Source organism: Desulfurella multipotens (assembly GCF_900101285.1).
GTDB lineage: Bacteria > Campylobacterota_A > Desulfurellia > Desulfurellales > Desulfurellaceae > Desulfurella > Desulfurella acetivorans.
Genome location: NZ_FMYU01000016.1, coordinates 1 through 24,173 on the forward strand (window position 1 = coordinate 1; position 24,173 = coordinate 24,173).

At 33.1% G+C, this 24,173-nt stretch carries 21 protein-coding genes; 13 read left to right on the top strand and 8 right to left on the bottom strand.

Translation table 11 applies throughout. The annotated features are described in order from the left end of the window. The first annotated feature begins 68 nt into the window (after window positions 1-68). The 7 genes from BLQ93_RS08720 to BLQ93_RS08750 are packed head-to-tail and all read left to right on the top strand — an operon-like array spanning window position 69 to window position 9,486. Window positions 69-923: a 3-hydroxybutyryl-CoA dehydrogenase gene (locus BLQ93_RS08720; protein ID WP_092129692.1), complete on the top strand. Its 855-nt coding sequence runs from the start codon at window positions 69-71 to the stop codon at window positions 921-923. A 9-nt stretch (window positions 924-932) separates the two neighbouring features. Beyond that, window positions 933-1,709 carry an enoyl-CoA hydratase/isomerase family protein gene (locus BLQ93_RS08725; RefSeq protein ID WP_092129694.1) on the top strand — a complete coding sequence of 259 codons (777 nt, stop codon included), beginning with the start codon at window positions 933-935 and terminating at the stop codon, window positions 1,707-1,709. 1 nt (window position 1,710) lies between these two features. Next, complete coding sequence (locus BLQ93_RS08730; protein WP_092129696.1) at window positions 1,711-2,868, top strand: acyl-CoA dehydrogenase family protein; 1,158 nt, start codon at window positions 1,711-1,713, stop codon at window positions 2,866-2,868. Between the two features lie 9 nt (window positions 2,869-2,877). Continuing rightward, complete coding sequence (locus BLQ93_RS08735; RefSeq protein WP_092129698.1) at window positions 2,878-3,402, top strand: DUF6125 family protein; 525 nt, start codon at window positions 2,878-2,880, stop codon at window positions 3,400-3,402. A gap of 11 nt (window positions 3,403-3,413) precedes the next feature. Next, window positions 3,414-6,842 (top strand): methylmalonyl-CoA mutase family protein, encoded by a 3,429-nt coding sequence (locus BLQ93_RS08740; protein ID WP_092129700.1) that lies wholly within the window; start codon window positions 3,414-3,416, stop codon window positions 6,840-6,842. An 18-nt stretch (window positions 6,843-6,860) separates the two neighbouring features. Next, complete coding sequence (locus BLQ93_RS08745) at window positions 6,861-8,855, top strand: heterodisulfide reductase-related iron-sulfur binding cluster (protein WP_092129702.1); 1,995 nt, start codon at window positions 6,861-6,863, stop codon at window positions 8,853-8,855. 46 nt (window positions 8,856-8,901) lie between these two features. Then, on the top strand, window positions 8,902-9,486 hold the full coding sequence (locus BLQ93_RS08750; protein WP_092129704.1) for a DJ-1/PfpI family protein: 585 nt from the start codon (window positions 8,902-8,904) through the stop codon (window positions 9,484-9,486). 159 nt (window positions 9,487-9,645) lie between these two features. On the opposite strand, the gene BLQ93_RS08755 is transcribed toward BLQ93_RS08750, so the two are convergent. The 8 genes from BLQ93_RS08755 to BLQ93_RS08790 all read right to left on the bottom strand — a co-directional run bounded on the left by BLQ93_RS08755 (window position 9,646) and on the right by BLQ93_RS08790 (window position 19,618). Continuing rightward, a complete protein-coding gene (locus tag BLQ93_RS08755) occupies window positions 9,646-11,859 on the bottom strand; it encodes a TonB-dependent receptor (RefSeq protein WP_159427522.1) in 2,214 nt (737 codons plus the stop codon). Between the two features lie 66 nt (window positions 11,860-11,925). Then, on the bottom strand, window positions 11,926-13,848 hold the full coding sequence (locus BLQ93_RS08760; protein WP_092129708.1) for a TonB-dependent receptor: 1,923 nt from the start codon (window positions 13,846-13,848) through the stop codon (window positions 11,926-11,928). 9 nt (window positions 13,849-13,857) lie between these two features. After that, window positions 13,858-14,499: a molybdate ABC transporter substrate-binding protein gene (gene modA, locus BLQ93_RS08765; RefSeq protein ID WP_025391637.1), complete on the bottom strand. Its 642-nt coding sequence runs from the start codon at window positions 14,497-14,499 to the stop codon at window positions 13,858-13,860. A gap of 44 nt (window positions 14,500-14,543) precedes the next feature. Then, window positions 14,544-16,247, bottom strand: coding sequence for a radical SAM protein (locus BLQ93_RS08770; RefSeq protein WP_092129710.1), 1,704 nt, complete (start codon window positions 16,245-16,247; stop codon window positions 14,544-14,546). 5 nt (window positions 16,248-16,252) lie between these two features. Beyond that, window positions 16,253-16,864 (bottom strand): class I SAM-dependent methyltransferase, encoded by a 612-nt coding sequence (locus tag BLQ93_RS08775; protein ID WP_092129712.1) that lies wholly within the window; start codon window positions 16,862-16,864, stop codon window positions 16,253-16,255. Continuing rightward, window positions 16,861-17,628: an ABC transporter ATP-binding protein gene (locus BLQ93_RS08780; protein WP_025391640.1), complete on the bottom strand. Its 768-nt coding sequence runs from the start codon at window positions 17,626-17,628 to the stop codon at window positions 16,861-16,863. The genes BLQ93_RS08775 and BLQ93_RS08780 overlap by 4 nt, the downstream gene beginning before the upstream one ends. Continuing rightward, a complete protein-coding gene (locus BLQ93_RS08785) occupies window positions 17,625-18,587 on the bottom strand; it encodes a FecCD family ABC transporter permease (RefSeq protein WP_092129714.1) in 963 nt (320 codons plus the stop codon). Before BLQ93_RS08785 ends, BLQ93_RS08780 begins: the two co-directional genes overlap by 4 nt. Continuing rightward, window positions 18,584-19,618 carry an ABC transporter substrate-binding protein gene (locus BLQ93_RS08790; protein WP_092129716.1) on the bottom strand — a complete coding sequence of 345 codons (1,035 nt, stop codon included), beginning with the start codon at window positions 19,616-19,618 and terminating at the stop codon, window positions 18,584-18,586. Before BLQ93_RS08790 ends, BLQ93_RS08785 begins: the two co-directional genes overlap by 4 nt. Window positions 19,619-20,040: 422 nt before the next feature. Between BLQ93_RS08790 and htpX the strand changes: the two genes are divergently transcribed. The 6 genes from htpX to BLQ93_RS08815 all read left to right on the top strand — a co-directional run. Next, window positions 20,041-20,898 (top strand): zinc metalloprotease HtpX, encoded by an 858-nt coding sequence (htpX, locus tag BLQ93_RS08795; RefSeq protein ID WP_092129718.1) that lies wholly within the window; start codon window positions 20,041-20,043, stop codon window positions 20,896-20,898. 53 nt (window positions 20,899-20,951) lie between these two features. After that, window positions 20,952-21,152, top strand: coding sequence for a hypothetical protein (locus BLQ93_RS09385; RefSeq protein WP_143338729.1), 201 nt, complete (start codon window positions 20,952-20,954; stop codon window positions 21,150-21,152). Window positions 21,153-21,164: 12 nt separating this feature from the next. Further along, window positions 21,165-21,578 carry a D-alanyl-D-alanine carboxypeptidase family protein gene (locus BLQ93_RS08800; protein WP_281182340.1) on the top strand — a complete coding sequence of 138 codons (414 nt, stop codon included), beginning with the start codon at window positions 21,165-21,167 and terminating at the stop codon, window positions 21,576-21,578. Continuing rightward, window positions 21,559-22,140, top strand: a complete 582-nt coding sequence (locus tag BLQ93_RS08805; RefSeq protein WP_092129722.1) for a hypothetical protein — start codon at window positions 21,559-21,561, stop codon at window positions 22,138-22,140. Before BLQ93_RS08800 ends, BLQ93_RS08805 begins: the two co-directional genes overlap by 20 nt. Before the next feature lie 108 nt (window positions 22,141-22,248). Then, on the top strand, window positions 22,249-22,662 hold the full coding sequence (locus tag BLQ93_RS08810) for an ExbD/TolR family protein (protein ID WP_025391651.1): 414 nt from the start codon (window positions 22,249-22,251) through the stop codon (window positions 22,660-22,662). Window positions 22,663-22,884: 222 nt separating this feature from the next. Continuing rightward, window positions 22,885-24,173: TolC family protein (locus tag BLQ93_RS08815; protein WP_092128454.1), on the top strand; the 1,289-nt coding region annotated here is incomplete at its 3' end.

Sequence of the window (24,173 nt, forward strand, 5' to 3'; positions counted from 1 at the left end):
TGCCACACTTTGCATAGGTGGTGGTGAAGCAGTAGCAGCGATATTTGAAAATGTTTAAGGAGGATAAAATGATTAATAAAGTAGGCGTTGTAGGCGCAGGCCAGATGGGAAATGGGATAGCCCATGTATTTGCTTTGCATAACTATTCTGTCGTGCTATATGATATAGCTCAAACCCAGCTTGACAAAGCACTAAAAACAATAGAAGAAAACTTAAAAAGGCAGGCTAAAAAAAATACCATACAGGAAAGCCAGATAGAATCAACTCTAAAAAACATAAAAACCACTACAAACTTAAATGATGTTTCAGATGTGGATTTTTGTATTGAAGCATCACCGGAAAACGAGGCTTTAAAGTTAGATCTTTTTTCTAAGCTAGATTCTATAGTCAAAGAAGGCTCAATAATTGCTTCTAACACTTCTTCCATATCCATCACAAAACTTGGTTTTCAAACTAAAAGGCCAGATAAGGTAATTGGTATGCACTTTATGAATCCTGTGCCTGTTATGGAACTTGTAGAGGTAATAAGGGGTATTGCAACAAGCCAAGATACCTATAACACTGTACTTGACCTAGCAAAATCACTTGGCAAAAACCCGGCTTTATCAAAGGATTATCCAGGCTTTATCGTAAACCGTGTGCTTATACCCATGATTAATGAAGCAATATATGCTTACTATGAAGGTATAGCTTCCATTGAAGATATAGATAAGGCTATGAAGCTTGGCACAAACCAGCCGATGGGACCATTTGTACTGGCAGACTTTATCGGATTGGATACAGTACTTGCCATACAGAATGTACTGTATGAAGGTTTTAAAGACTCAAAGTACAGACCATGTCCTTTGCTTGTAAAAATGGTAGAAGCAGGCTATCTGGGCAGAAAAAGCGGCAAAGGCTTCTACGATTATACAAAAAAATAAGGGGGATCTATGAATATACTGTTTGAATCACAAAACGGCACAGGCTACATAACAATAAACAGACCCGATAAGCTTAATGCTCTAAACATAGATACGATAAATGAGCTAAAAGAAACAATCTTAAAAGTAGATCAGGATAAAACGATTAAATGCGTAATTATCACTGGCTCAGGTGAAAAAGCATTTGTAGCAGGTGCAGATATAGAATACATGCAAAAGCTAACGCCAAATCAAGCACTTGAGTTTGCAAGGCTAGGCCAGGAAACGCTTCATTTAATGGAAACTTCAGGTAAGCCTTTTATTGCATGTGTAAACGGTTATGCGTTAGGTGGTGGTTTTGAAGTTGCTTTGTCATGCGATATTATACTTGCTCAAAGCAATGCTAAATTTGGTTTTCCAGAAGTAGGCCTTGGTATAATACCTGGCTTTGGCGGTACGCAAAACCTATCTCGTCTGATAGGAAAATCATTGGCTAAAGAGCTAATTTTTAGTGCAAAGATGATAGATGCTTCAAAAGCAAAAGAAGTTGGCATAGTTAGTGAAGTTTATCAAAGCAAAGAAGAGCTGCTCCAGGCAGGAAAAGCCTTATCTGAGCAAATCCAAAAAAATGCACCTTTGGCAATAGCTCTTGCAAAAAGGGCAATAGTTGATGGTTTTAATCTAACAAAAGAAGATGGTCTAAGGTATGAAGCAAGTTTATTTGGCGTGGTATTTTCAAGTAACGATGCCAAAGAAGGCTTAAGTGCATTTGTAGAAAAAAGAAAACCAAATTATACAGGAGGATAATATGAACTTTCAATTAACAGATGAAGAAAAAATGGTTCAAGATACCGTAAGAAGCTTTGCACAAAAAGAGCTAAAACCCATAGCATCAGACATTGACAAAAACCACAAGATACCAGATTCAATAATAAAGGGTTTAGCAGAACTTGGTCTTTTTGGGGTCTATATTCCTCAAGAGTACGGTGGCGCTGGTTTGTCTTTTTTATCATACGCAATAACCGTAGAGGAAATCTCTAAAGTGTGTGCATCAACCGGTGTGCTGATAAGCGCACACACATCGCTTTGTGCAAACCCTATATACGAGTTTGGCACTAAAGAGCAAAAAGAAAAATACTTAATACCTCTTGCAAGTGGCCAAAAGATTGGCTGCATTTTGCTAACCGAACCTGAAGCAGGCTCAGATGCAGCAAATGTATCCACAACGGTCAAAAATGAAGGCGACTACTACATAGCAAATGGCAATAAGATATTTGTTACAAATGGCGGTTATAAGGATATTGGTATATTAATTGCAACACATGACAAATCACTGCGCCACAAAGGCATAGATGCATTTATTTTGGATTTGAAGTCCGAAGGTGTGGAGCTTCAAAGAAATGAAGACAAAATGGGCATAAGGGGCACATATACATCCGTTTTTGCCTTAGAAAATGTTAAGATACCAAAAGAAAATCTGCTTGGCAAAGAAGGAGAAGGCTTCAAAATCGCAATGGATTGCTTAGATGGTGGTAGAATTGGTATAGCTGCACAGGCACTTGGTATAGCAGAAGGCGCATATGAGAGAGCCCTAGAGTATGCCAAAGAGCGCAAGCAGTTTGGAAAAACATTGAGTGAGTTTCAGGCAATTCAGTTTAAGCTTGCCGATATGGCAATGCACATTGAAGCAGCAAAGCTACTTGTATACGAGTCTGCATGGATAAAGGATAACCTAAAAAACGGAGCAAGCTACAATGATCTAATAATAAAATCTTCAATGGCAAAAGCTTACGCATCAGAAACCGCTACCTATGTAACCAAAGAAGCGCTCCAGATTCATGGTGGCTATGGCTATATTGCAGAATACGAGATAGAGCGCATGTATAGAGATGCAAAGATAACAGAAATATACGAAGGTACAAATGAGGTTCAAAGGATAGTAATATCAAAACAGTTGTTGAAATAGGAGGGTTTAATGTCAAAATATCCGGAGCTGGATGTTTTAGATAAAGAGGAATTAATAAAAGTAATAGAAGATGAAGCTAAAAACTGGCTTGCACATGACGGGTTATGGTTTCAGGCTGTTGAAAGGCATTTTGGAATGGATGCTGCAATAAAGCTTGATGAAGAAGCATGGAAGGATTTTACACAAATTGAAGCAAGAAGGATTATTGAACGGCTTAACTTGCCTGAAAATAGTGGTCTTGATGGTTTAGAAAAGGCGCTTAACTTTAGAATGTATAGACGCATAAATGAACAGGTTATAGAAAGACCAGATGAACATACATTAATATTAAAAATGGTTACATGTCGGGTGCAAGCAGCACGCCAGAGAAAAAAAATGCCATTTTTCCCATGTAAAAGCGTTGGGATTATTGAGTATGGCTATTTTGCAAGCACAATTGATAGCCGAATAAAAACAAGAGTTATTAAGTGTCCACCAGATGATATTACAGGTGCTGGCTATCACTGTGCATGGGAGTTTAAGTTAGAAGAATAGGGAGGTAGTGTATGTATGCATCTAAGAACAATTTGAGGTTTGTTACAGCAACAAGCCTATTTGATGGTCACGATGCCTCTATTAATATTTTTAGAAGAATTATACAAGACAGTGGTGCAGAAGTTATACATTTAGGTCATAATCGTAGCGCTTATGAGATTGTTCAAACGGCACTTGAAGAAGACGTAAACGCTATTGCAGTAACTTCATACCAAGGTGGTCATATTGAGTTTTTTAAGTATATGTATGATTTGCTAAAAGAAAATAAATCTGAATATATCAAAATCTTTGGTGGGGGAGGGGGTGTTATTGTCCCTTCCGAAATTAAAGAATTGCAAGATTATGGTATTTGCAAGATATTTTCTCCTCAAGATGGTATGCAGATGGGACTGGAAGGAATGGTTGATTATATGTTAAAGGAAAGTGATTTTTTAACATTTGAGGAAGAAAAATTTGAAGAATACTTGCAGAATTTACCCAAAACTCTGCCAAAAGCAATAAGTTTGGTTGAAAAGCTTATAACTCAAGATAGTTGGACTGATCATCACGAAGAGTTGTTCCAAAAATATTTTAAAGAGCTTTCAAAAGATACTAAAGTGCTTGGTTTTAGCGGGTCTGGTGGTGCTGGCAAATCATCTCTTATTGATGAATTGCTCAGGCGATTTTTAAATAATTATCAAGATAAAAAAATTGGTATATTGGCGGTTGATCCCACAAAGAAAAGCAAGGGTGCTTTACTTGGTGATAGAATAAGGATGAATTCTCTGCCGCACAAAAACGCTTATATGCGTTCTATGGCGACAAGAAGCTCAAATATGTCAATATCAAAAGCTACGCAAAAAGTCATTGATCTGTATAAAATGTCTGGTTTTGATTTGATAATTCTAGAAACCGCCGGTATTGGTCAAAGCGATATAGCAGTGATTGATATAGCAGATTACAATATTTATGTGATGACACCAGAATACGGTGCCGCATTGCAGTTAGAAAAAATTAATATGCTTGATTATGCTGATGTAGTAGTATTAAACAAATATGACAAGGAAAGCGCTGAAGATGCCCTCTACGAAGTAAGAAAACAGTATATGCGAAACCACAAGCTTTTTGATAAAAAATTAGAAGAAATGCCAGTTTATCATACGGTAGCTTCAAATTTCAATGATGCTGGTACAAATTACTTGTTTTATAAATTAATGCAACTTGTCGGTCTGGAGAGTCAAAAGATTTTTGAGCCAATTAGTGATGTATCTGTAAACTTTTTAATACCACCTCACAGAAGTAGATATTTAAGTGAAATTGTTGCAAGCATTAGAGATTACAAAAAAATGGCAAATAAACAAATAGAACTTGCAAGCAGTTTATATGCACTTGAAGGAACAAAAAAAATACTGCAAAAGCAACTTAATACTTCTATTGAACCAAACGAAGATTCTGATTTTGCAGATTCAAGTATTGATGAAAGCTTAAAAAGAGAAAATTTAGAAAAAGCGCTAAATGTAGTAACTCAAGAAATACAAAAAATAAGATCACAGCTTGATACGCAAACAATAAGAATGATTGAGAACTGGAATAACCTAAAAGACATGTATTCACAGGATTTTCTTGTATCCAAAATACGAGATAAAGAAATAAAGTATGAATTGACAAGCAAAACTTTATCTGGTAACAAAATACCAAAGATATCTTTGCCAAAATCAAACGATTATGGAGAGATTGTAAAATTTCAATTGTTAGAAAATGTACCTGGTAAATTTCCCTATACAGCAGGCACATTTCCTCTCAAAAGGCAAGATGAAAAACCAACAAGAATGTTTGCAGGTGAAGGTACGCCAGAGCGCACAAATAAGCGATTTCACTATCTTTCTGAAGGTCAGCCTTTCAGCAGACTTTCAACTGCTTTTGATTCAATAACCTTATATGGTCAGGATCCAGATTTAAGGCCCGATATTTACGGTAAAATTGGTAATGCAGGAGTATCTATTGCAACGGTTGACGATGCAAAAAAACTCTACAGTGGTTTTAATTTATGCGATCCTAACACATCTGTTTCTATGACAATAAATGGACCAGCGCCTATGATGCTTGCAATGTTTTTTAATGCTGCAATTGATCAGCAAGTAGAGAAATATCTAAAAGAATCTGGTAAGTGGGGTCAAGCCCAAGACAAAATAGATAGCTATTACAAAAAACTAAATGTTGAACGTCCTAAATATAATAAGGCTTTTGGTGTTAAAGATGCTGATGAAAATCATCTGGGTTTAGGTTTACTTGGCATAAGTGGAGATTTGGTTATTGATAAAGCTACATATGAAGAAATAAAAAAATATACTCTAAATGTGGTACGTGGTACAGTCCAGGCAGATATTTTAAAAGAAGATCAGGCTCAAAATACATGTTTGTTTTCAACAGATTTTTCATTAAAACTTATGGGCGATATACAGCAATACTTTATAGATAATGCTGTCAAGAATTACTACTCTGTATCGATATCTGGCTACCATATTGCAGAAGCAGGAGCAAACCCTATAACTCAACTTGCTTTTACTTTGGCAAACGGTTTTACCTATGTTGAGTATTACCTGGCACGTGGTATGAAGGTTGATGATTTTGCGCCTAATTTATCGTTTTTCTTTTCAAATGGTCTTGATATAGAGTATTCTGTTATCGGTCGAGTGGCTCGCCGTATTTGGGCTATTGCTATGAAAAACAAGTATTCTGCAAACGAACGTAGCCAGAAACTAAAATACCACATACAAACATCCGGCAGATCTCTGCATGCAATGGAAATAGCTTTCAATGACATAAGAACAACACTCCAGGCTTTAACTGCCATTTACGATAATTGTAACTCTCTTCATACAAATGCTTATGATGAAGCAATTACAACTCCTACAGAAGAATCTGTTAGAAGGGCATTGGCTATTCAAATGATAATAAATTACGAGTTTGGAATGGCAAAAAATGAAAACCCTCTTCAAGGTTGTTACATTATAGAAGAATTAACTGACTTGGTAGAAGAAGAGGTGTTAAATGAGTTTGAAAGACTTTCAAAAAGAGGCGGCGTGCTTGGAGCAATGGAATCAAGGTATCAAAGAAACAAGATCCAGGAGGAATCTCTATACTATGAGAGACTTAAAAATACCGGAGAGTTGCCAATTATAGGTGTAAATACATTTGTAAATGATAAATATATACAAGAAGATAAAATTGAACTATCAAGGTCAACAGAAGAAGAAAAGAAGTGGCAACTGGACAACTTAATTGCATTTCAAAAGCGCAATGAAGCATTCTCAAAGCAATATCTGGATAAATTAAAATATATAGCTCAAAGTAGTGGTAATATATTCGAAGAACTCATGGAAACCGTAAAGTACGCATCACTGGGTCAGATTACAAATGCCTTATTTGAGGTAGGTGGCAAATACAGAAGAAATATGTAATTTTTGTAAGGAGTTGAAATGGAAAGTTTAATTTTTGGGATTGTGCTTTTAGCAAGTATAGGTTATTTTTTCTACCGTGTAAATTATTTATACTCACTGCTTAAGTTTGGTCAAAAAGAAAACCGTTTTGATAACCCTTTTGAGCGCCTAAACAGTGCTGTAAAAAATGGTCTGTTGCAAATGTGTCATTTTAAAGTAAACGATAAGGATATAAACTATGCTGGTATTATGCACGCTCTTATTTTCTTTGGGTTTGTAGTTTTGCTTTTTGGTGAAATAGAGCTAATTATAAAAGGTTTTATACCATCTTTCAGTTTTAGCTTTTTGGGAGTTTTGTACCCAATCTATCTATTTTTGGAAGATTTATTTGCATTTTTGGTGCTTGTAGCTATTGTTATGTCTTTAATAAGGCGATTTGTATGGCACCCCAAAAAGCTCAATTATCATTTCAGTGCATATTTGATACTTATTTTTATTACTATATTAATGCTTACATTACATTATATGGCAGCGCTTGAGATGGCTAAGGCTAATCAGATAAATCCATATGAACCATTTGCTTCTATTGTATACAGGTTGCTTAATATTAATTCATACAATGAATTAGCCTACCATATAGCTTTTTGGGTGCATATGATTGTTTTACTAGCATTTTTGGATTTTATACCAAACTCAAAGCATCTGCATATTTTAGCAGGCATACCCAATAATTATTTTGTAAACTTAGGACCTTCAATGGCTTTAAGAGATCTTAACTTTGAAGATGAAAATGTGGAGAGTTTTGGTGTAAAAAATGTAAATGAGCTTACATGGAAGCAATTGCTAGACGGTTATGCTTGCACTGAGTGTGGAAGATGCGCTCAGGTGTGTCCTGCAGCAAATACAAACAAGGTTCTTGTCCCAAGAGAAATTATACTTGGCATAAAAGAAAATCTATTTCATAACGCTCAAAATTTATTTAATAAAAAAGAATTAATACCTATAGTTACAAATGAATTACCCAAAGATAACCCTCATGGGTACTATGAATATGGCTTTACAATTCCAGATAAAGCGCTTTGGCAGTGTACCACATGTGGAGCCTGTCAAAATGTATGTCCTGTTGGAAACGAGCATATTAGAGACATGATTGATTTAAAGCGTTATGCAGTTTTAACTCAAGGTGAGTTCCCAGAAAAACTTGTGCCTATTTTCAACAACATTGAAACAAACTCAAATCCATGGGGCATTAATGCAGACTACAGGCTAGACTGGGCAAAAGGGCTCGATGTAAAAACCATAGATGAAGTGCCAGATGCAGAAGTTTTATACTTTGTGGGTTGCGCCAGTTCTTTTGATGATAGGAGCAAAAAGATTGCCCAGAGTTTTGTTAAGGTTTTACAAAAAGCCAATGTAAAATTTGCTGTTCTTGGCAAAAAAGAAAAATGCTGTGGTGATAATGCAAGACGACTTGGGAATGAGTATTTGTTCTACAACCTTGCATTAGAAAATATAGAAACTTTTAAATCCTACAATGTAAAAAAAATAGTTACTACATGCCCACATGGCTACTATACACTAAAGAATGAGTACAAAAAGCTTGGAGGGGAATTTGAAGTTCTACATCACAGTCAGTTTATAGGCCAACTGTTAAAAGAAGGAAGAATTAAGTTGTCAAATAAACTAAACCAGACTGCCACATTCCACGATTCTTGCTATTTGGGCAGGCACTCAAATTTATATCAACAGCCCAGAGAGATTTTAGCACAAGCTGGACTAAAGCTTTCTGAAATGAAAAATGCCTTTTGCAATAGTTTTTGCTGTGGTGCAGGCGGAGGCATGATGTGGCTTGAAGAAGAAGGAACACGCATGAATAAAGTAAGAACCAATCAGGCTATTGACACAAGTGCTTCAAATATAGTAACTGCGTGTCCGTTTTGTATGATAATGTTGGATGATGGTGTAAAAGATTTATCAAGGGATGATATTAGCGTGCTTGATATAGCGCAAGTGGTTGAAAAAAGCATGGCTTGATAATTGCCAAAAGCGAGTTATCTTGTATAACAAGGAGGTTTTGCTTATGTCAAAAAAAATATTAATGCTTGTTGGAGATTATGTAGAAGATTATGAAGTTATGGTACCATTTCAAATGCTACAGATGGTTGGTTTAGAGGTTTATGCTGCTTGTCCAAACAAAAGAGCACTTGAGTTTGTTAAAACTGCGATTCATGATTTTGAAGGTGATCAAACATACTCAGAAAAACGTGGACATAATTTTATGTTAAACTGCACATTTGAAGACATAAAAGAAGATAGCTACGATGCACTTGTGCTTCCAGGTGGTAGGGCACCAGAATACATAAGACTAAATGATAGAGTAATTGAAATTGTAAAACATTTTGCTCAAAATAAAAAACCTATTGCGGCTATTTGTCATGGTCCACAAATTTTGATTGCAGCAGATGCAGTTTCTGGATACGAACTTACTGCTTATCCAGCGTTGAAACCAGACATAATAAGAGCTGGTGGCAAATGGCTTGACCCAAACCAAACTTTTTCAAATGCGTATGTTGATAGAAACTTAGTTACAGCACCAGCCTGGCCAGCTCATCCTGAGTGGATAAGAAAGTTTCTGGATGTACTTGGTGTTAAAATTACTTTTTAAAAGTGTATTGTAAGAGTGTTTTTTTGACAAAGCCTGTAAGAAGGGCTGAGTTTTACATTGGAGGAGATTCTTCATTTGCTTTTGTTTTTTTCTTAAAGCGCAAAACGAAGAATCTCCTTTGTCTTAAATACACAAAGTTGCAAAACTGTTGTATGAGAACTAAAATTTTACAGATAAACTTGCCACTACACTAAAAGGTGCACCTACTTGATATGTAGTTTGGCTATACATTGAAAAGTTTGAGTCTGGTGCATTTATTGCACTTATATAACGCCTATTCAGTAAATTTGTAAAATCTAGACTAAATAAAATTTCTTTTAACTTCCATAGATTTTTTTGCTCATAACTTATATTAAGGTTTGCAAGAAATACTGATGGTACTTCTTGTGTATGCATCAGATCGCCATAACGTTTTGACATATAACTAAAATACGGCGTAAAAGAAAAATGATCAAATTTGTATGTAAAACCTGCTTTGAGAATATTTTTGGGCACGTTTATTATTTGTTTTCCTTTTACATCATAATAGTTATTCATAAACGAAACATTTTGCGTATAATAAAACCTATTGTAGCTATAATCTGCAAAAATAAGTAAATCTTTAAACGGAGTATATCCTGCTGCCAATTCAAAACCATATGATTTTGCTTTTGCAGTGTTGGCTGGCATTTCTGCTATTGTATTGTTGTTAACTTTTATTGGTGCATATGTACCAATGTTTTTTACATCACTGTAAAATACTGTGGGATAGAAATAAACATTATTATTGTTGTATCTTAAACCTATATCAAAATTATCTGCCGTTGTCATTTTGAAGTATTTATCCCATAAGGATTGCAAAGTAATGCCTTTTTTCTCAAAAACCGGTTTGTTTTGAGCAAAAGAAGGCCACAAGTTAAAGTTTGGTGCTTGAAAACTTTTGCCATAGTTTGCATATAAATTGATATAATCGTTTAGCTGATAATTTATGCCAATGTATGGCAAATACTGTCTAAAAAGTTTAGCATTGGCTGTTTCAAACTGGTCTTTTTTGGCAAGGCTTATTGCTTGGTTGGCATCTTGAGTAGTTATGCCGTAAGTATTATAGCCATTGATTTGAGCAGTTTTGTACATTAGATATTTTAAGCCGGCATCAACCTTAATTTTTTTTGTTTTTGCTTCTATGTTTATAAAAGGTGAATTTATAGTATGATAGCTGTGATCTGCAAGTATGCCCCATTGTTTAAATACAAGTGTATTATTTTTTGGGACGAAGTTTTCTATTGCATAGGGAGGACCTGGCATTTGTTGCTTGTGAAACCAATATCCTGCACTTATTTTATAATTTTTTGTTATATCCCAATCAAAACTTGAAACTATTCCAAAAATATTACTATTGTATAAAAATTTTTGTACAAATTCAGAATTGTTTGAAGTATAGTAATTATGACCTCTAACTGACCAATAGTAAGGTTTTAAGACAAGCTTTGATGTGTTTGAAGTATTGATAGTAAAACTTGGTAAAACAAAGTAATCTCGTGTATTTACATAATTATAATTGTAGTATAAGGGGCTGTTTGGGTTATTATTGTAATCTAAAGCATAATTCTTATTTATATTTGAGGCTTGAGAATAGTTTAAACCTAAATATGTGTTGTGAAAATCACTATTGTAACCTAAATAGATTTCGAAATTTAGCAAATTGCCAAAATTTTTTGTTAAACCAAACATTACATTTTTGCGCACAAAGTTTCCATCGCCTTTCCACTTATTTGCATAAGCTAAAGACGATGAAATGAAAGTTCTAAATCCATTTATATTGCCTGAGTCTAATCTTACAAAACTTTTAGAATAATCATAACTACCAAAACTTTGATTTATTATAGCACCAAGTTTATCCGATGGTTTCTTAATAGTTAAATCAATGATGCCAGGAAAATCACCAAATGAATTGAATCCAATATTGGGCTTTATGGCTCCATCATACACTGAAATATCTTGAATATTTTCTAAATCAAACACATTTGAAGTGAGATTCCCTGTTGGACCATTTGGTGTTGGAACACCATTTATGTTTATTATACCAGCTTTTGTACTATCAATGCCCCTTAGTCTTAATGTTTCATCATTGCCGTATGCATCTGGACCTTGAGTATTTACAGATGGAATCATGTTTATTGCATTAAATACAGAATTATTTGATCCAGAAAATGTCTTTATTGCTTTTGTATCTAAATTGTATTGGGTTGTAGTTTGTGTGTCAAGAATTTTTGTATAATCGTTAACCATGAATTTTTTTGAAGCCTCAACAGTAATACCACTTAATTCTAAGGCGTAGGATTTTTGTGCAATTAAACAACAAAAAAGCCCAACAGCAATTAATTTTTTTTTCATATTTTTCTCCTTTGGTTTCATAAAAATAAATTTATGCTTATAAATTTTTGCAAAAATTATCTCCCTTTAAAATTTTAAAGATAGTGTAGTGTAAAAAGATCTTGGTGGCGTTGCATAACCGTAACCCCATGAAGCATAATAAAACCTGTTAAATATATTTTGAGCGTAAAGGCCAATTTTTGCGTTATTGTTTATTTTGTAAGATAGATTGGCATTAAATACTGTGTATCTTCCAATTTGATGACCAGAATTATCATACATAGTGCTTATGTATTGGCCATTAAGTTGAGCATAGATTCTGTCATAATTAAATGAAAGTGCACCTGATGTGCTATTGTATGGAATGTTGCTTGTCTGACCAAATGGACCATCTGATTGAGTATATGTATCAGAAAGCGATAATTCTAAGTATTTAATGGGTTTGTAAGTTAGAGTTGATTCTACGCCTTTTGATATGGTTTTACTAATGTTTATTGGTATAAAATACTGAGATCTTCCAATTAAAGAAGCATATTTTATATCTATTAGGTTATCAATTTTTGACCAGAAAAATGAGCTTGATATCTGAAGTTTATCGCCGAAATTTTGAATAAAGCCTATATCAAATGTTTTGGATTTTTCTGGCTGAAGGTTGGGGTTTCCTTTTAAGTAACCAAATCTAAATGGTGCTCCATTAGCATATAAGTCAAACATGCTTGGCGCTACAAAACCAGTACCCCAGTTTGCTTTAAATATAGTATTTGTTGGTTCAAAGTAATAGTTTGCCCCAAGCTTATAAGTAAAGGTGTTGCCAAATGTTTGGTAGTGGTCTTCTCTAGCACTTGCCTGCAAGTTTAGATTTTGTATGGTTTGTAAAACCTCTAAAAAGGTACCTGCATGTTCTCTTGATACATTAATTTGCGGTGTGTAATCGTATATTGCCCTATCTTTGCCATAGTCTACACCAAGGACGATTTTTGTTGTGGGTGCAACATTGTAACTAAAATTAAGACTTGCACCATAAGTGCGGCCTTTCCACGGTGCGCTTGATGGCGAGTAGTAATAACTATTATTTTGCATGTAGTGAGTTTCAAAGTTTAATGTAGCTTTTTCAAATTTTTTCTCAACGTTTAGTTTTGTAAAATAATAATCAACTTCATGCCTTGATGATTGAGCTAATGGTGTGAGATTTGAAGGTGCGGAGTTATTGGGACAAACAGGATTGTCTTTGGAATATTTGCATATATCAGTATAATTTGTACTTTTATATGAGTCTGTTATGAGGTTTGCACTTAGACCATTGCCAAAATCGTAACCTAAATTGCTATAAAATGAGTATTTGTGATAGCCATCTCTTTTACCGCCTTGTGAATATGTGTGTGTTTTATAATTATACGAGTAAGTTTGTGGTATTCCTGTTGTGTCATATGCAGAACCTGCTACATAAAAATTGAACTTTTTAATCTCGCCAGAGAGTGCCAAATATTCTTTAGTTGTACCAAAAGAACCGTATGTTTGATTGTAGTCAATATGGGGCTTGCCTTTGCCTTTTTGGGTTATAATGTTTATAACACCGCTTGCTGCATTTGCACCCCAAAGACCACTTTGGGCACCTTGAAGTATTTCTATTCTGTCAATATTATCTGGCATAATTGGCCCAAGATTGAAATGTGGAAATGGATAATAGGGACTCATGATACTAACTCCATCCATCATAACTTTTGGGCTTACCGGAATTCCTCTTATAAAAGCCATCGTTTCACCACCAATACCGCCACCTTGTTCTACTGATACACCTGGTAATTGATTAAGCATATAACTTAAAAAGAGATTACCATTATCTTCCATTTTTTGTTTAGTTAAAACCTGGATATAAGTAGGTGAATCTTCTATTTTTTGATTTACTTTCGATGCACTTACTACAATTGTATCTAAATTTACTGCAAGGGCATTTTGAAATAAAGCAAGACAAAATACTGATGTTAAAATAAATTTTAACTTTAACTTCATATACTCCTCCTAAAAACCAAAAGAATTTAATATTTGTTTTGATCGTTTTGAATTTATTAAAAAATCAAAAAACTCCTGTGCTTTTTTGTTGTCTTTCGATAGTAAAACACATTTTTGAATAACTGGAAAATAGCTATTTTCTAATATTTTAAAGTTGTTATCTTTTAGTGTGCTTTTTACAAAAGAAACAGGCAAAAAAGCAACCTGGGCAATGTGCTCTAATACAAGTCTTGATACTTCAAATGGACTTTTACCAAACAGTAGATTGTTTTTTACTAAATCCATTAGTTTTGTATTTTCTAAATACTCAAAAGCCGCTTTACCGTAAGGCGCAATGTTTGGATCTGGAAGAGCTATTTTTGCAGTAGAAATCTCTGGTATTTTATTTTCAAAAGACCACAGGCAAAGTTTTCCTTTTGCATAAACTTCACTTGTGCTTGCAAGATTCAAAGAAACTAAATCATCAGCACTTTTTTCATCGGCGCTTAAAAAAATATCGTACTTTTTTCCTTTTAAAATCTCTTGATAGTATACATTACAGTTTTCTCCTATAGTTAATTCAAATGAAACCGATTTGTCTTCAAAATTATCTATAATTTCTTCTATAATGCCACTTAAGTTTGGTGCACATGCAATGCTAACAGTTTCCATAAAACCTCCAAATGTATAAAAATTTATATAACGAATACAAAAAATTACCCAATACCCGTATAAAACGATTTATTTAACGGTGTATATTTTTTGTTGTTAAATAAAAAATATTTACTTTCAATATTAAAATTGTAAATATGAGGGTAAGCGACATTGGCAATATACATTAATCCAAAAATCCATTCAACGCTACCAAAGTCCCACCCGAAAGGTAATTTATAAACTTTTTTATATTTTGTGGCATTAATATTAATATTATGATTTTGACAGTAATCAATAAAATCTTCAGTTTTGCATGAAATAAAACCTGAGATAAAAACGATATCTGGATTGTATGAGATAAGAGTTTCTTTGGATATATTTATACCAGGTTTTCCTTCTTTTTCTAATTTTAAAACTTCAAGGCCAACAAAACTTGTCAGTTTATTTTCAAATCTATGCGTATTTAGAGCAAAAATAGGAGTGCCCATTACATAATAAGATTTTAATTTTTTATCAATTTTTTTGCGTTTTAGCTTAATATCATCTAAAATTTCTTTGTAAAAATCAATTAGTTTTTTTGGGTTTGCATTTGAAAGTTTTGCAAGCAGTTCGACTATATCAAAATAATTTTCAAGATTTGAATTTATGTCATCTTGCGTTTCATGAAAAAAATTAAGGAATGTTTTGTCTTTTAGAATTTCAGTAATAACACTGGCAATGGTTTTTTTATCTGTTACATTAAGTGCATTTAATATACCAATTACCATCTCAAGGGCTCTTGTGATCCTGTAGCCACCAAAAAATCCGTCCTCTTCATAATCTTTTTTCGATATATCACCTATTATGCAGTTGGGCTTTCCTTTTATTGAAATGATATGTGCTCCCATTGGACCATAAAAGCTGCGCTTAATGTCAAAATTATCTGAATTTGTATCTAAATACTTTGTACCAGGTGAGTTAAATAAATAAACATAATCTAAATGTTTTTTTAGTTCTTCTACCAAATTTTCAGATTCTTTAATTGATGGCTCAAGCTCACCCGAGGCTTTATCAAAAGGTATAAAACGCATAATTTGCAGTGGTATTTGCTTTGATAGTTTAGATAAAAATTTTGCAACATTTATAAGTTCATTTTCAATTCCTTTTGAGTAAACAATAGAAACTTCAAAATATACATTGTTTTTGAATAGATAAACAATATTCCTATATACTGGTTTTGAATCTGGTGCTTTGCAAAACTTTCGGTAAGTTTCTTTAGTGTATCCTTTTAAGCCTACATTAACAAAATCCAGGTATTTGATTAATTGAAATAGCGATTCTTTTGTGTAGTAAAGATTTGTAGATATACCAAATAACAATTTGTTTTCTTTGGCAATTTTAGCTAGCTCAAGCAAGCTAAAATAGTGCATGGTAGGTTCGTTTATACCAAAGCTTATGCCTTTGCAATTTTCTTCAAGTGCTTTTTGTACAACTTCTTGTGCACTGAGTTTTTTAAAAGCATTTTTATATATATCAATGTATTTTACAAAAATATTAGATACACAACCTTCGCATTTAAAATTACAACCTACGCTTCCAATCTGCAAAAATTTGTGGTTTACAAAAAAATGCAACATTGGCTGTGTTTCTATTGAAATAGGATTTACAAATAAGTACGAATTCTTAAAACGTTCTGTGATTTGACCATTTATATTTTGATACATACCGCATGATCCTATTTTTGAATTTTCAATATTGCACCTAAATTCACAGATGTGACATTTCACAACTTTTACTCCTTTGTTATGATTATCCAGAAACCACTTTCATCATTTATGATTGAATAAGTTTTAATATTTGAGTTGTTCATTATATTTTTTATTACTTCAGGGTTAGTCTGTTTAAGGCGTTCTTTAACCTGGTTGTGCCAGTTTGGATTTTTCTCTGACATGATCTTAAATATTTTTTCTTTCAGGTCTTTATTACCAAAGCCACCACCAATGTATGTTATGCCACCTTTTTTTAAAATTCTATAGATTTCTCTGAAGCCTTTATCTTTGTTTTCCCAAAAAAACATTGAACCCCTGCTTATAATTAAATCGGCAAAGTTACTGCTAAACGGCAGAGCCTCTACGTTTGAAACAATCGGCAAGATAGTTTTTTTGTTTTCTTTTTCGATGAATTGTTTTGCACTAAATGCCATATCAAACTCTAAGTCGACAGCAAAAATTTGAAAATTTCCAAAATTATATAGGTTTCTTGATAAAATAGCGCTTCCACAGCCAATTTCTACTACAGTGCCACTTTGTTTTTTAAATAGTTCAAATATGTTTTGGGCTATTTGTGGGTATATATCCTTAAAGACATTTTCTGCTATATCGACAAAGCTTGCATATTTACTCATATAAACTCCAATGGCGTAATGAATAGCTTGCCGTTGTTATTTATAACTGTAATTTTTGTTTCGTATAGCTCACTTAAATTTTGGGCATTCATTATAGATTTTACTGGACCAAATTTAAGCAAAGAGCCATTTTTTATCATTATTACAATATCAGAAATCCATGCAGCAAGGTTTGGATCGTGAAGCGTTATTATTGCTGTTAAATTGTGTTTTTTTATGAGATTTTTTATAAGATTTAATATAGCATATTGGTTTGAAAAATCTAAATGATTCGTTGGTTCATCAAAGAGCAAAATTTTAGCTTCTTGCGCAAGAGCTTGTGCTATTAAAACAAGCCTTTTTTGACCACCGCTTAATTGTGTAAAAGGCTTATTAATAAGGTTTTGCAAACCAACGAGTGATATTGCTTTTTTGGCAATCTTGATATCTTCTTTTGAAGGTTGGTTTAACATGCCTACATTATGGGCTCTTCCTGTTAAAACTATATCGAAAACGCTAAAAGAAAAAGAAACTTCATTTTCCTGGGCGAGGTAGGCAATTTTTTTTGCAACATTTTTAATACTCAAATTTTCTAAATTTTCATTTTCTATTAAAACAGTACCTTTTTTTGGTTTTAATAATTTGTCCAATATTTTTAATAGTGTACTTTTACCAGAACCGTTTGGTCCAAGTATTGTACATATTGAAGATTCACTTATGCTAAAAGCTATATTTTTTAATATATCTACATCATAAGAGAAATTTAAATCTTTTGCTTCTATCATAAGCGTTTTTGTTTTTTATAAAGCCAAGCAAAAAATGGAGCACCCAAAAGCGATGTTAAAATTCCAACAGGTATTTCTCCAGAAATTAAACTGCGTGCTAGATCATCTATAATTACCATAAATATACCACCAACAAAAATGCTTGTGGGCATGACGTTTCTATTATCACTGCCAGAAATCAAGCGTGAAATGTGCGGTATAATAAGCCCAACCCAACCTATTATGCCAACAACAGCTACACTTGCAGCTGTTGTTAGAGTTGACAAAAGTATGATTATTTTTCTTAAATTTATTATATTTACACCTAAAGATTTTGCTTCATCATCGCCAAAAGCTGCAATATTTAACTGCCATCTTAAAAGGTATAAAAAAACTACGCATATGCCAATTATAATAAATGCACCCCATGCGCTAAAGCTTACATTTGCAAAACTACCCATTAACCAGAAAACAATCTGGGGCAATTGATTATTCGGATCAGCAAGATACTTTATAATACCCAAAAGTGCAGTAAAGAAAGAACCAACAATTATTCCCGATATTACAAGGTTTAATACAGGTAACTCTTGCTTTGATTTTGCAAGAAAAAATGCTATATAAACTGCTATTGTTCCAAACACAAAAGCAAAAATTTCAATAAAGTAAAAATGATTTAGCGTAAGTATAGCTAAAGCGGCGCCAAAAGCAGCACCGCCTGATACACCCAAAATGTCGGGCGAGACAAGAGGGTTTTTAAACATAGCCTGATATGCACTTCCAGCTGCGCTAAGCCCAGCACCGACAAAGTATGCAAATAACACTCTGGGCAATCTTATATCTAATACAATTGTTGAGTCAATTGATGCCTTAGGATTAAAAAAGCATTTAACCACATCAATGGGTGCAATTTTGTATGGTCCAACACCTAAAGATACAAGAATAACAACAAATGATAAAACAATTAAAATAGTGTTTTTCAATTTTTTAGTCCTATAATGTGAATTTCATCGGGGTTTATATTCCAGAAAGTTTTATAATAATAATCTGCTTGTGATTTGAGGTTAAGAGATTTAAAACGTTGTGGATGCAAAAGTTTTGCGCACCAGAGAAGACCAAGAGGTGCTTTTTCGGGAGCAAACCAGTTTGAGTAGAGACTTCCACAATCCTGCGGTACCAAATACACTCTTTTGTGAATGATAGCAGCTACATAGCGTAAATCTTTGTCGGCGTATATGTTTTGAATTGTTTTTTTATTTCCACTGCCAAGTAGTATAAAGTCTGGTTGCCACTTCAGGATATCTTCTTTTGATATTTGGCCAAATTTACCCTTTACATTTCTAGATACACTTATACCACCAGCTTTTTGTATAATATCATTAACTAGTGTATCAAATTGTCCACCTGAGGTTAGTTTGTTGCCTTTAGGCCCTTGATAACTCAAATATAATACTTTTGGTTTTTCTTTTATACCATTTAGATGACTTTCTACGTATTCTACTGTATGTTTATAATAGGAAATTAACTTTTGGGCATCTTTAACATGATTTGTAGCCTCACCTAGACTATTTATGCTTTGATACAAGTCGTTTAAATTTCCAAAGCAAGCGCTAAAGCCAATAACAGGTATGCCCAATTTTTCAAATTGTTCGTTGTCTGCTTGCATATTCACATTAACAATAAAACCAGGTTTTAGAGCAATTATTTTTTCAATGCTTGGACCAAAAGGATAACCAACGTCAATAACTTTTTTCAAAAAATCTGGCATTTTCTTTAAAATAAGTTGACCACTAAAATAAGGCACAGCATTTCTACCCATGCCTGGATACCCTACAAGACTATTTGAAGCATTAATCATAAAAACAAAAGGTAAAGCCTGTGGAAAAAGCACAACAAAACGATCTGGATTTTTAATTTCAATTTTCTTCCCAAAATTGTATACTGTAATTGTTTTAGACCAGGCACTTGGCAAAAAAACCAACAGGGCAAATAAAACTACAAAAATTTTTTTCATTTTTCCCCCTTGTTTTAGCGAAGTATATATAAATACATATCGATTGTCAAGAAAGATTTTTTACTCAAAAAATTTGGAATTTTTTGCTTGAAAAATTATTTAATACTATCACAAAACAAAAACTTTTCATTTTTATTGTAAATTTTCTGTAAAAAATTTTAATGGTATCAATAATGTAATGTGAATTACAATTAAATTTTTTTGTTATTTATTTAATTTTTACTTATATGTCCAGCACGCTACAGATTACAATTAACATTTTTTACACAAATTGTCTATATTTTTTTCATAAAATTGAGCATATACTAAAATAATTTAAAATAGAAGGTAAAAGTTATGAAAATGAATTATAAAAATGTAAAAATTGAACTTGAAAAAAAGAATGTGTTTTTAGTTGAATTATTTAAAAGGAGGGAGGAGCTATGAATTACTTTAAAACATTTATGCTGATGTTTGCGCTTACTGTATTGCTTATGCTGGTAGGTGATGCTATTGGTGGCAGTCAAGGTTTGATTATAGCTTTAATTTTTGCAGGGATCATGAATTTTATAACTTATTGGTTTTCTGACAAAATTGTTTTGAAAGCTTATCATGCAATAGAAGCTAATCAACATCAATACCCTCAGCTTTACTCGATTGTAAACAATTTGGCACAAAAGGCAAACTTGCCAATGCCAAAGATTTATGTGGTTAATAGCAATACACCAAATGCTTTTGCAACAGGTAGAAACCCAAAAAATGCAGCAATATGCGTTACAACTGGAATATTAAATTTATTAAATACTAGTGAATTATCTGGTGTTTTAGGTCATGAGCTAACTCACGTTAAAAATAGAGATATCTTGACTGCTACATTAGCTGCTACAATAGCTGGAGCAATAAGTTATTTAGCATGGATGGCTCAATGGTCAGCTATATTTGGAGGCATGGGAAATAATAGAAGAAATAACAATATGTTTAGTTTGCTTTTTGTAGCTATCCTAACGCCTATAATAGCTACAATCATTCAACTTGCCATATCAAGACAAAGAGAATACGCAGCCGATAAGGGCGGGGCAATTTTATCTGGAAATCCTATGTATTTAGCCAGCGCTTTAAAGAAGTTAGAATCAGCAAACAAACTTTCACCAATGCCAAACACACATTTTTCTCAGACAACCGCTCATATGTTTATAGTAAATCCATTTAAAGGAGAAACATTTAAAAGTTTATTTAGTACACATCCACCAATTGAAAAAAGAATTGAGCGTCTAGAGAATAGGAAGATTGAAATAGATTAAATAAATTTTTGGGGATGATTTATGTTTAAATCTCATAAAAAACACCACTTTTTTTGGTTTTTGTTATAGGTATAATAGTGGTAGCTATTTTAGGTTTATTTAAGGCATTAACGCTTACAAATAAACCTCGTTTATTGCTTAATATACCAAAATCTTATCATGCAGTTGGTAATTTAAACATAAAATGGCCTTATGGAACAGAAGGCGCTATAATGATCGATCGTTATGGAATTATTTCACAAACGCCACATTAACAACCTATACCTATTGCTAGTGTAGCTAAAATAATGACAGCTTATTTGATTCTTAAAAATCATCCATTACATTTAGGTCAGAATGGACCAGATATAACCATTACAAAAAATGATGTTAAAATATACAAGAAAGATTTAAAAAATCAACAATCAGTTTTGAAAATAGCAGCAAATGAAAAACTCAGCGAGAAGCAACTTTTGGAAGGTTTATTATTGCCTTCTGGCAACGATTGCGCAACTGTATTAGCAAAATGGGACGATGGAATCGTCAAAGCATTTGTAGATAAGATGAATAAAATGGCCAAACTTTTAAATATGAATCATACTCACTATGCAGATCCTGCTGGCGTAAGACTTTATACAGTTAGCACTGCAAATGATCAGTTAAAGCTTGCGCAAAAAAGTTATGCAAATCAGAGAATTTAGATATCTGGTATCAAAACCACAGGCAACTTTACCTGTTGCTGGTACTGTTTACAATGTAGATTGCGATTTAGGTAAAGATGGAATTATTGGTATAAAAACAGGTTCTATGCCACAATCTGGCGGGGATTTTGTTTTTGCATCCAACCAGTATTTAAAATGGAAACATATTTTAATATTAGGTGCGCTACTTGGAGAATATGGAGAAAGGCCATTAATGGATGCTCTTAAATCAACTATAAAAATAATAAATCAGGTAAAAAATAATATACATTTGTCTCAACTTTTTAAAAAAGACCAAAAAATAGGATATGTAAAGTTTGAATGGCTTAAGCCTATACCTTTAATAACCGGATCATCATTTTACACGATAACATGGCCTGGTATAAATTACAATATAAAATTTGAAAAAAATCCAATTATGTTACCTATAAAAAAGGGCTCAATTATTGGCTACATTGATGTTTATAACAAATTTTTTACTAAAAAGATTCCAGTTAGAATTGCAGGTATGGTGAAAAAACCTACATTAATTGAAAGGTTAAAAAGTATTCTGAGAATCTAAAATTAGATAGTAATGTATTGGCCTGGTGTTTTATCTTCTGTTATATGTGTATTATTGTTGCTTTTGTAATGATGTTATTGTTTAAATAAAAAGTTAGGAGAAAATTATATGAGATACAGCAAGCAAAGAGGTGTATTTTCTAATATAAACATAACACCTTTGGTTGATGTTATGCTTGTTTTGCTAGTTATTTTTATGGTTACTACCCCAATGATTGTAAAAGGTATAAAAGTTAACTTACCAAGAACTCATTCTGGCAGTGCAAATATCTCAAAAAAAGATATAATAATAACAATAACAGAAAGAGACAGACTTTATATAGATAAGCACTTATCAACTTATACAGAACTTAATTCATTTTTAAAGCAAAATAGTAAATCTTCTATAGTTATTGAAGCTGATAAAACAGTACCATATGGTTTGGTTGCCAAAATAATAAATATTGCAAAAGCTGATAGTATCCAAAAGGTTGCTCTTGCAACTCGCAATAAACCGACATTAAAAAACAACAATTTATTTTAACACCTTACTTTTCAATTATCTGTATATTACTTTTATTATAATTAAAATTCGCTTACAGCAAAATTTTTTGTACGATTTTGATGGTTTATTTGATGTTTAAAAGATTATTGCAATATATTATTGTTTAAAATTTTGTAATTTAAAAAATTCAAATAATAATTAAATTATATCTTGACAAATATTAAAAGTAATAATATTATAACATGCGCAAAGGAGGTATCCATGCACCTTAAAAAAACCCTGCTTTCTATATCCATTTTAGCTTTGTTTGCAAATACTGCATTTGCTTTATCTTTGAGTGAAGTCCAGACTTTAAGCTCAAACAATAACTACCAGATAAAACAGTACGAATCTCTTTATGAGTCTTCCAAAGAATTAAAGCAAAGTGCTTTTAAAAGTTTTCTGCCAAATCTATCTACAAGTTACTCATATACAAGGCTTGATGAACCACCATACCAGATTGTTAATGGAAATAAGATGATTATGGGCTCAAACAATAACTACCAGTGGAATGTAACCATAACACAGCCAATTTTTACAGGCTTTTATTTAATTAATAAGTACAAGTATGCAAAGTATGATGAAGCATTTTCAAAAGCAAACTTAGAGGTTATAAGAAACCAGGTTATAACAAATGCAAAAATAGCTTACTTTAATGTATTGTACAACCAAAAGATGCTGGAAACAAGACAACTTGCAGTTGCTCAGTATGAATCACACCTAAAAGACGCTCAAAGCTTTTACAAACAGGGTCTTATACCAAAGGTAGATTTACTAAAATCAGAAGTAGCTTACTCAAATGCAAAGCAAGAGCTAAAACAAGCCTACTCAAACCTTACAGATGCAATAGCTCAGCTAAACCAATTGCTAAATGAACCCATAGATAAAACACATACATTTGAACAGGTAGCAGATGTGGTGGATTTAAAAACACCACTTGACTCACTCTATGCCCAAATAGACAACCGCCCGGATATAAAAGCTCTAAGCTATGCAATCCAGAAGGCTAATGCACAGGTAGGTATGGTAAAGTCTGGCTATTACCCACAGCTACAACTAAGAGCAAACTACAACAGAAATGGTCAAAACCTTGATATGAGCAATAACCCATACTCAGATAACTCTATATACAGCTTAAACATCATAGCAAACTGGGATGTATTTGACTGGGGTAAAACCAAAAACGATGTCCAGGCTGCAAAACTACAAGAAATAGCCCTGCAAAATGAGCTAAATAACCTCAAAACACAATCCAAAACTCAAATACTTAACGCATATGACCAGGCTCAGGTAGCATACCACAATATATCTGTAGCCCAAACTGCACTTGCTCAAGCAAACGAAAACTATAAACTAACCAACGAGCGCTACTTAAACCAGCTTGCAACTTCAACAGACATACTTGATGCAAGAGCGCTTCTAACGCAGGCTGAAGCTAACTACTATGGAGCTATCTACGGTTACTGCATAGCTTTGGAAAAACTTGCAAATGCTGTTGGTAAAACAGATGA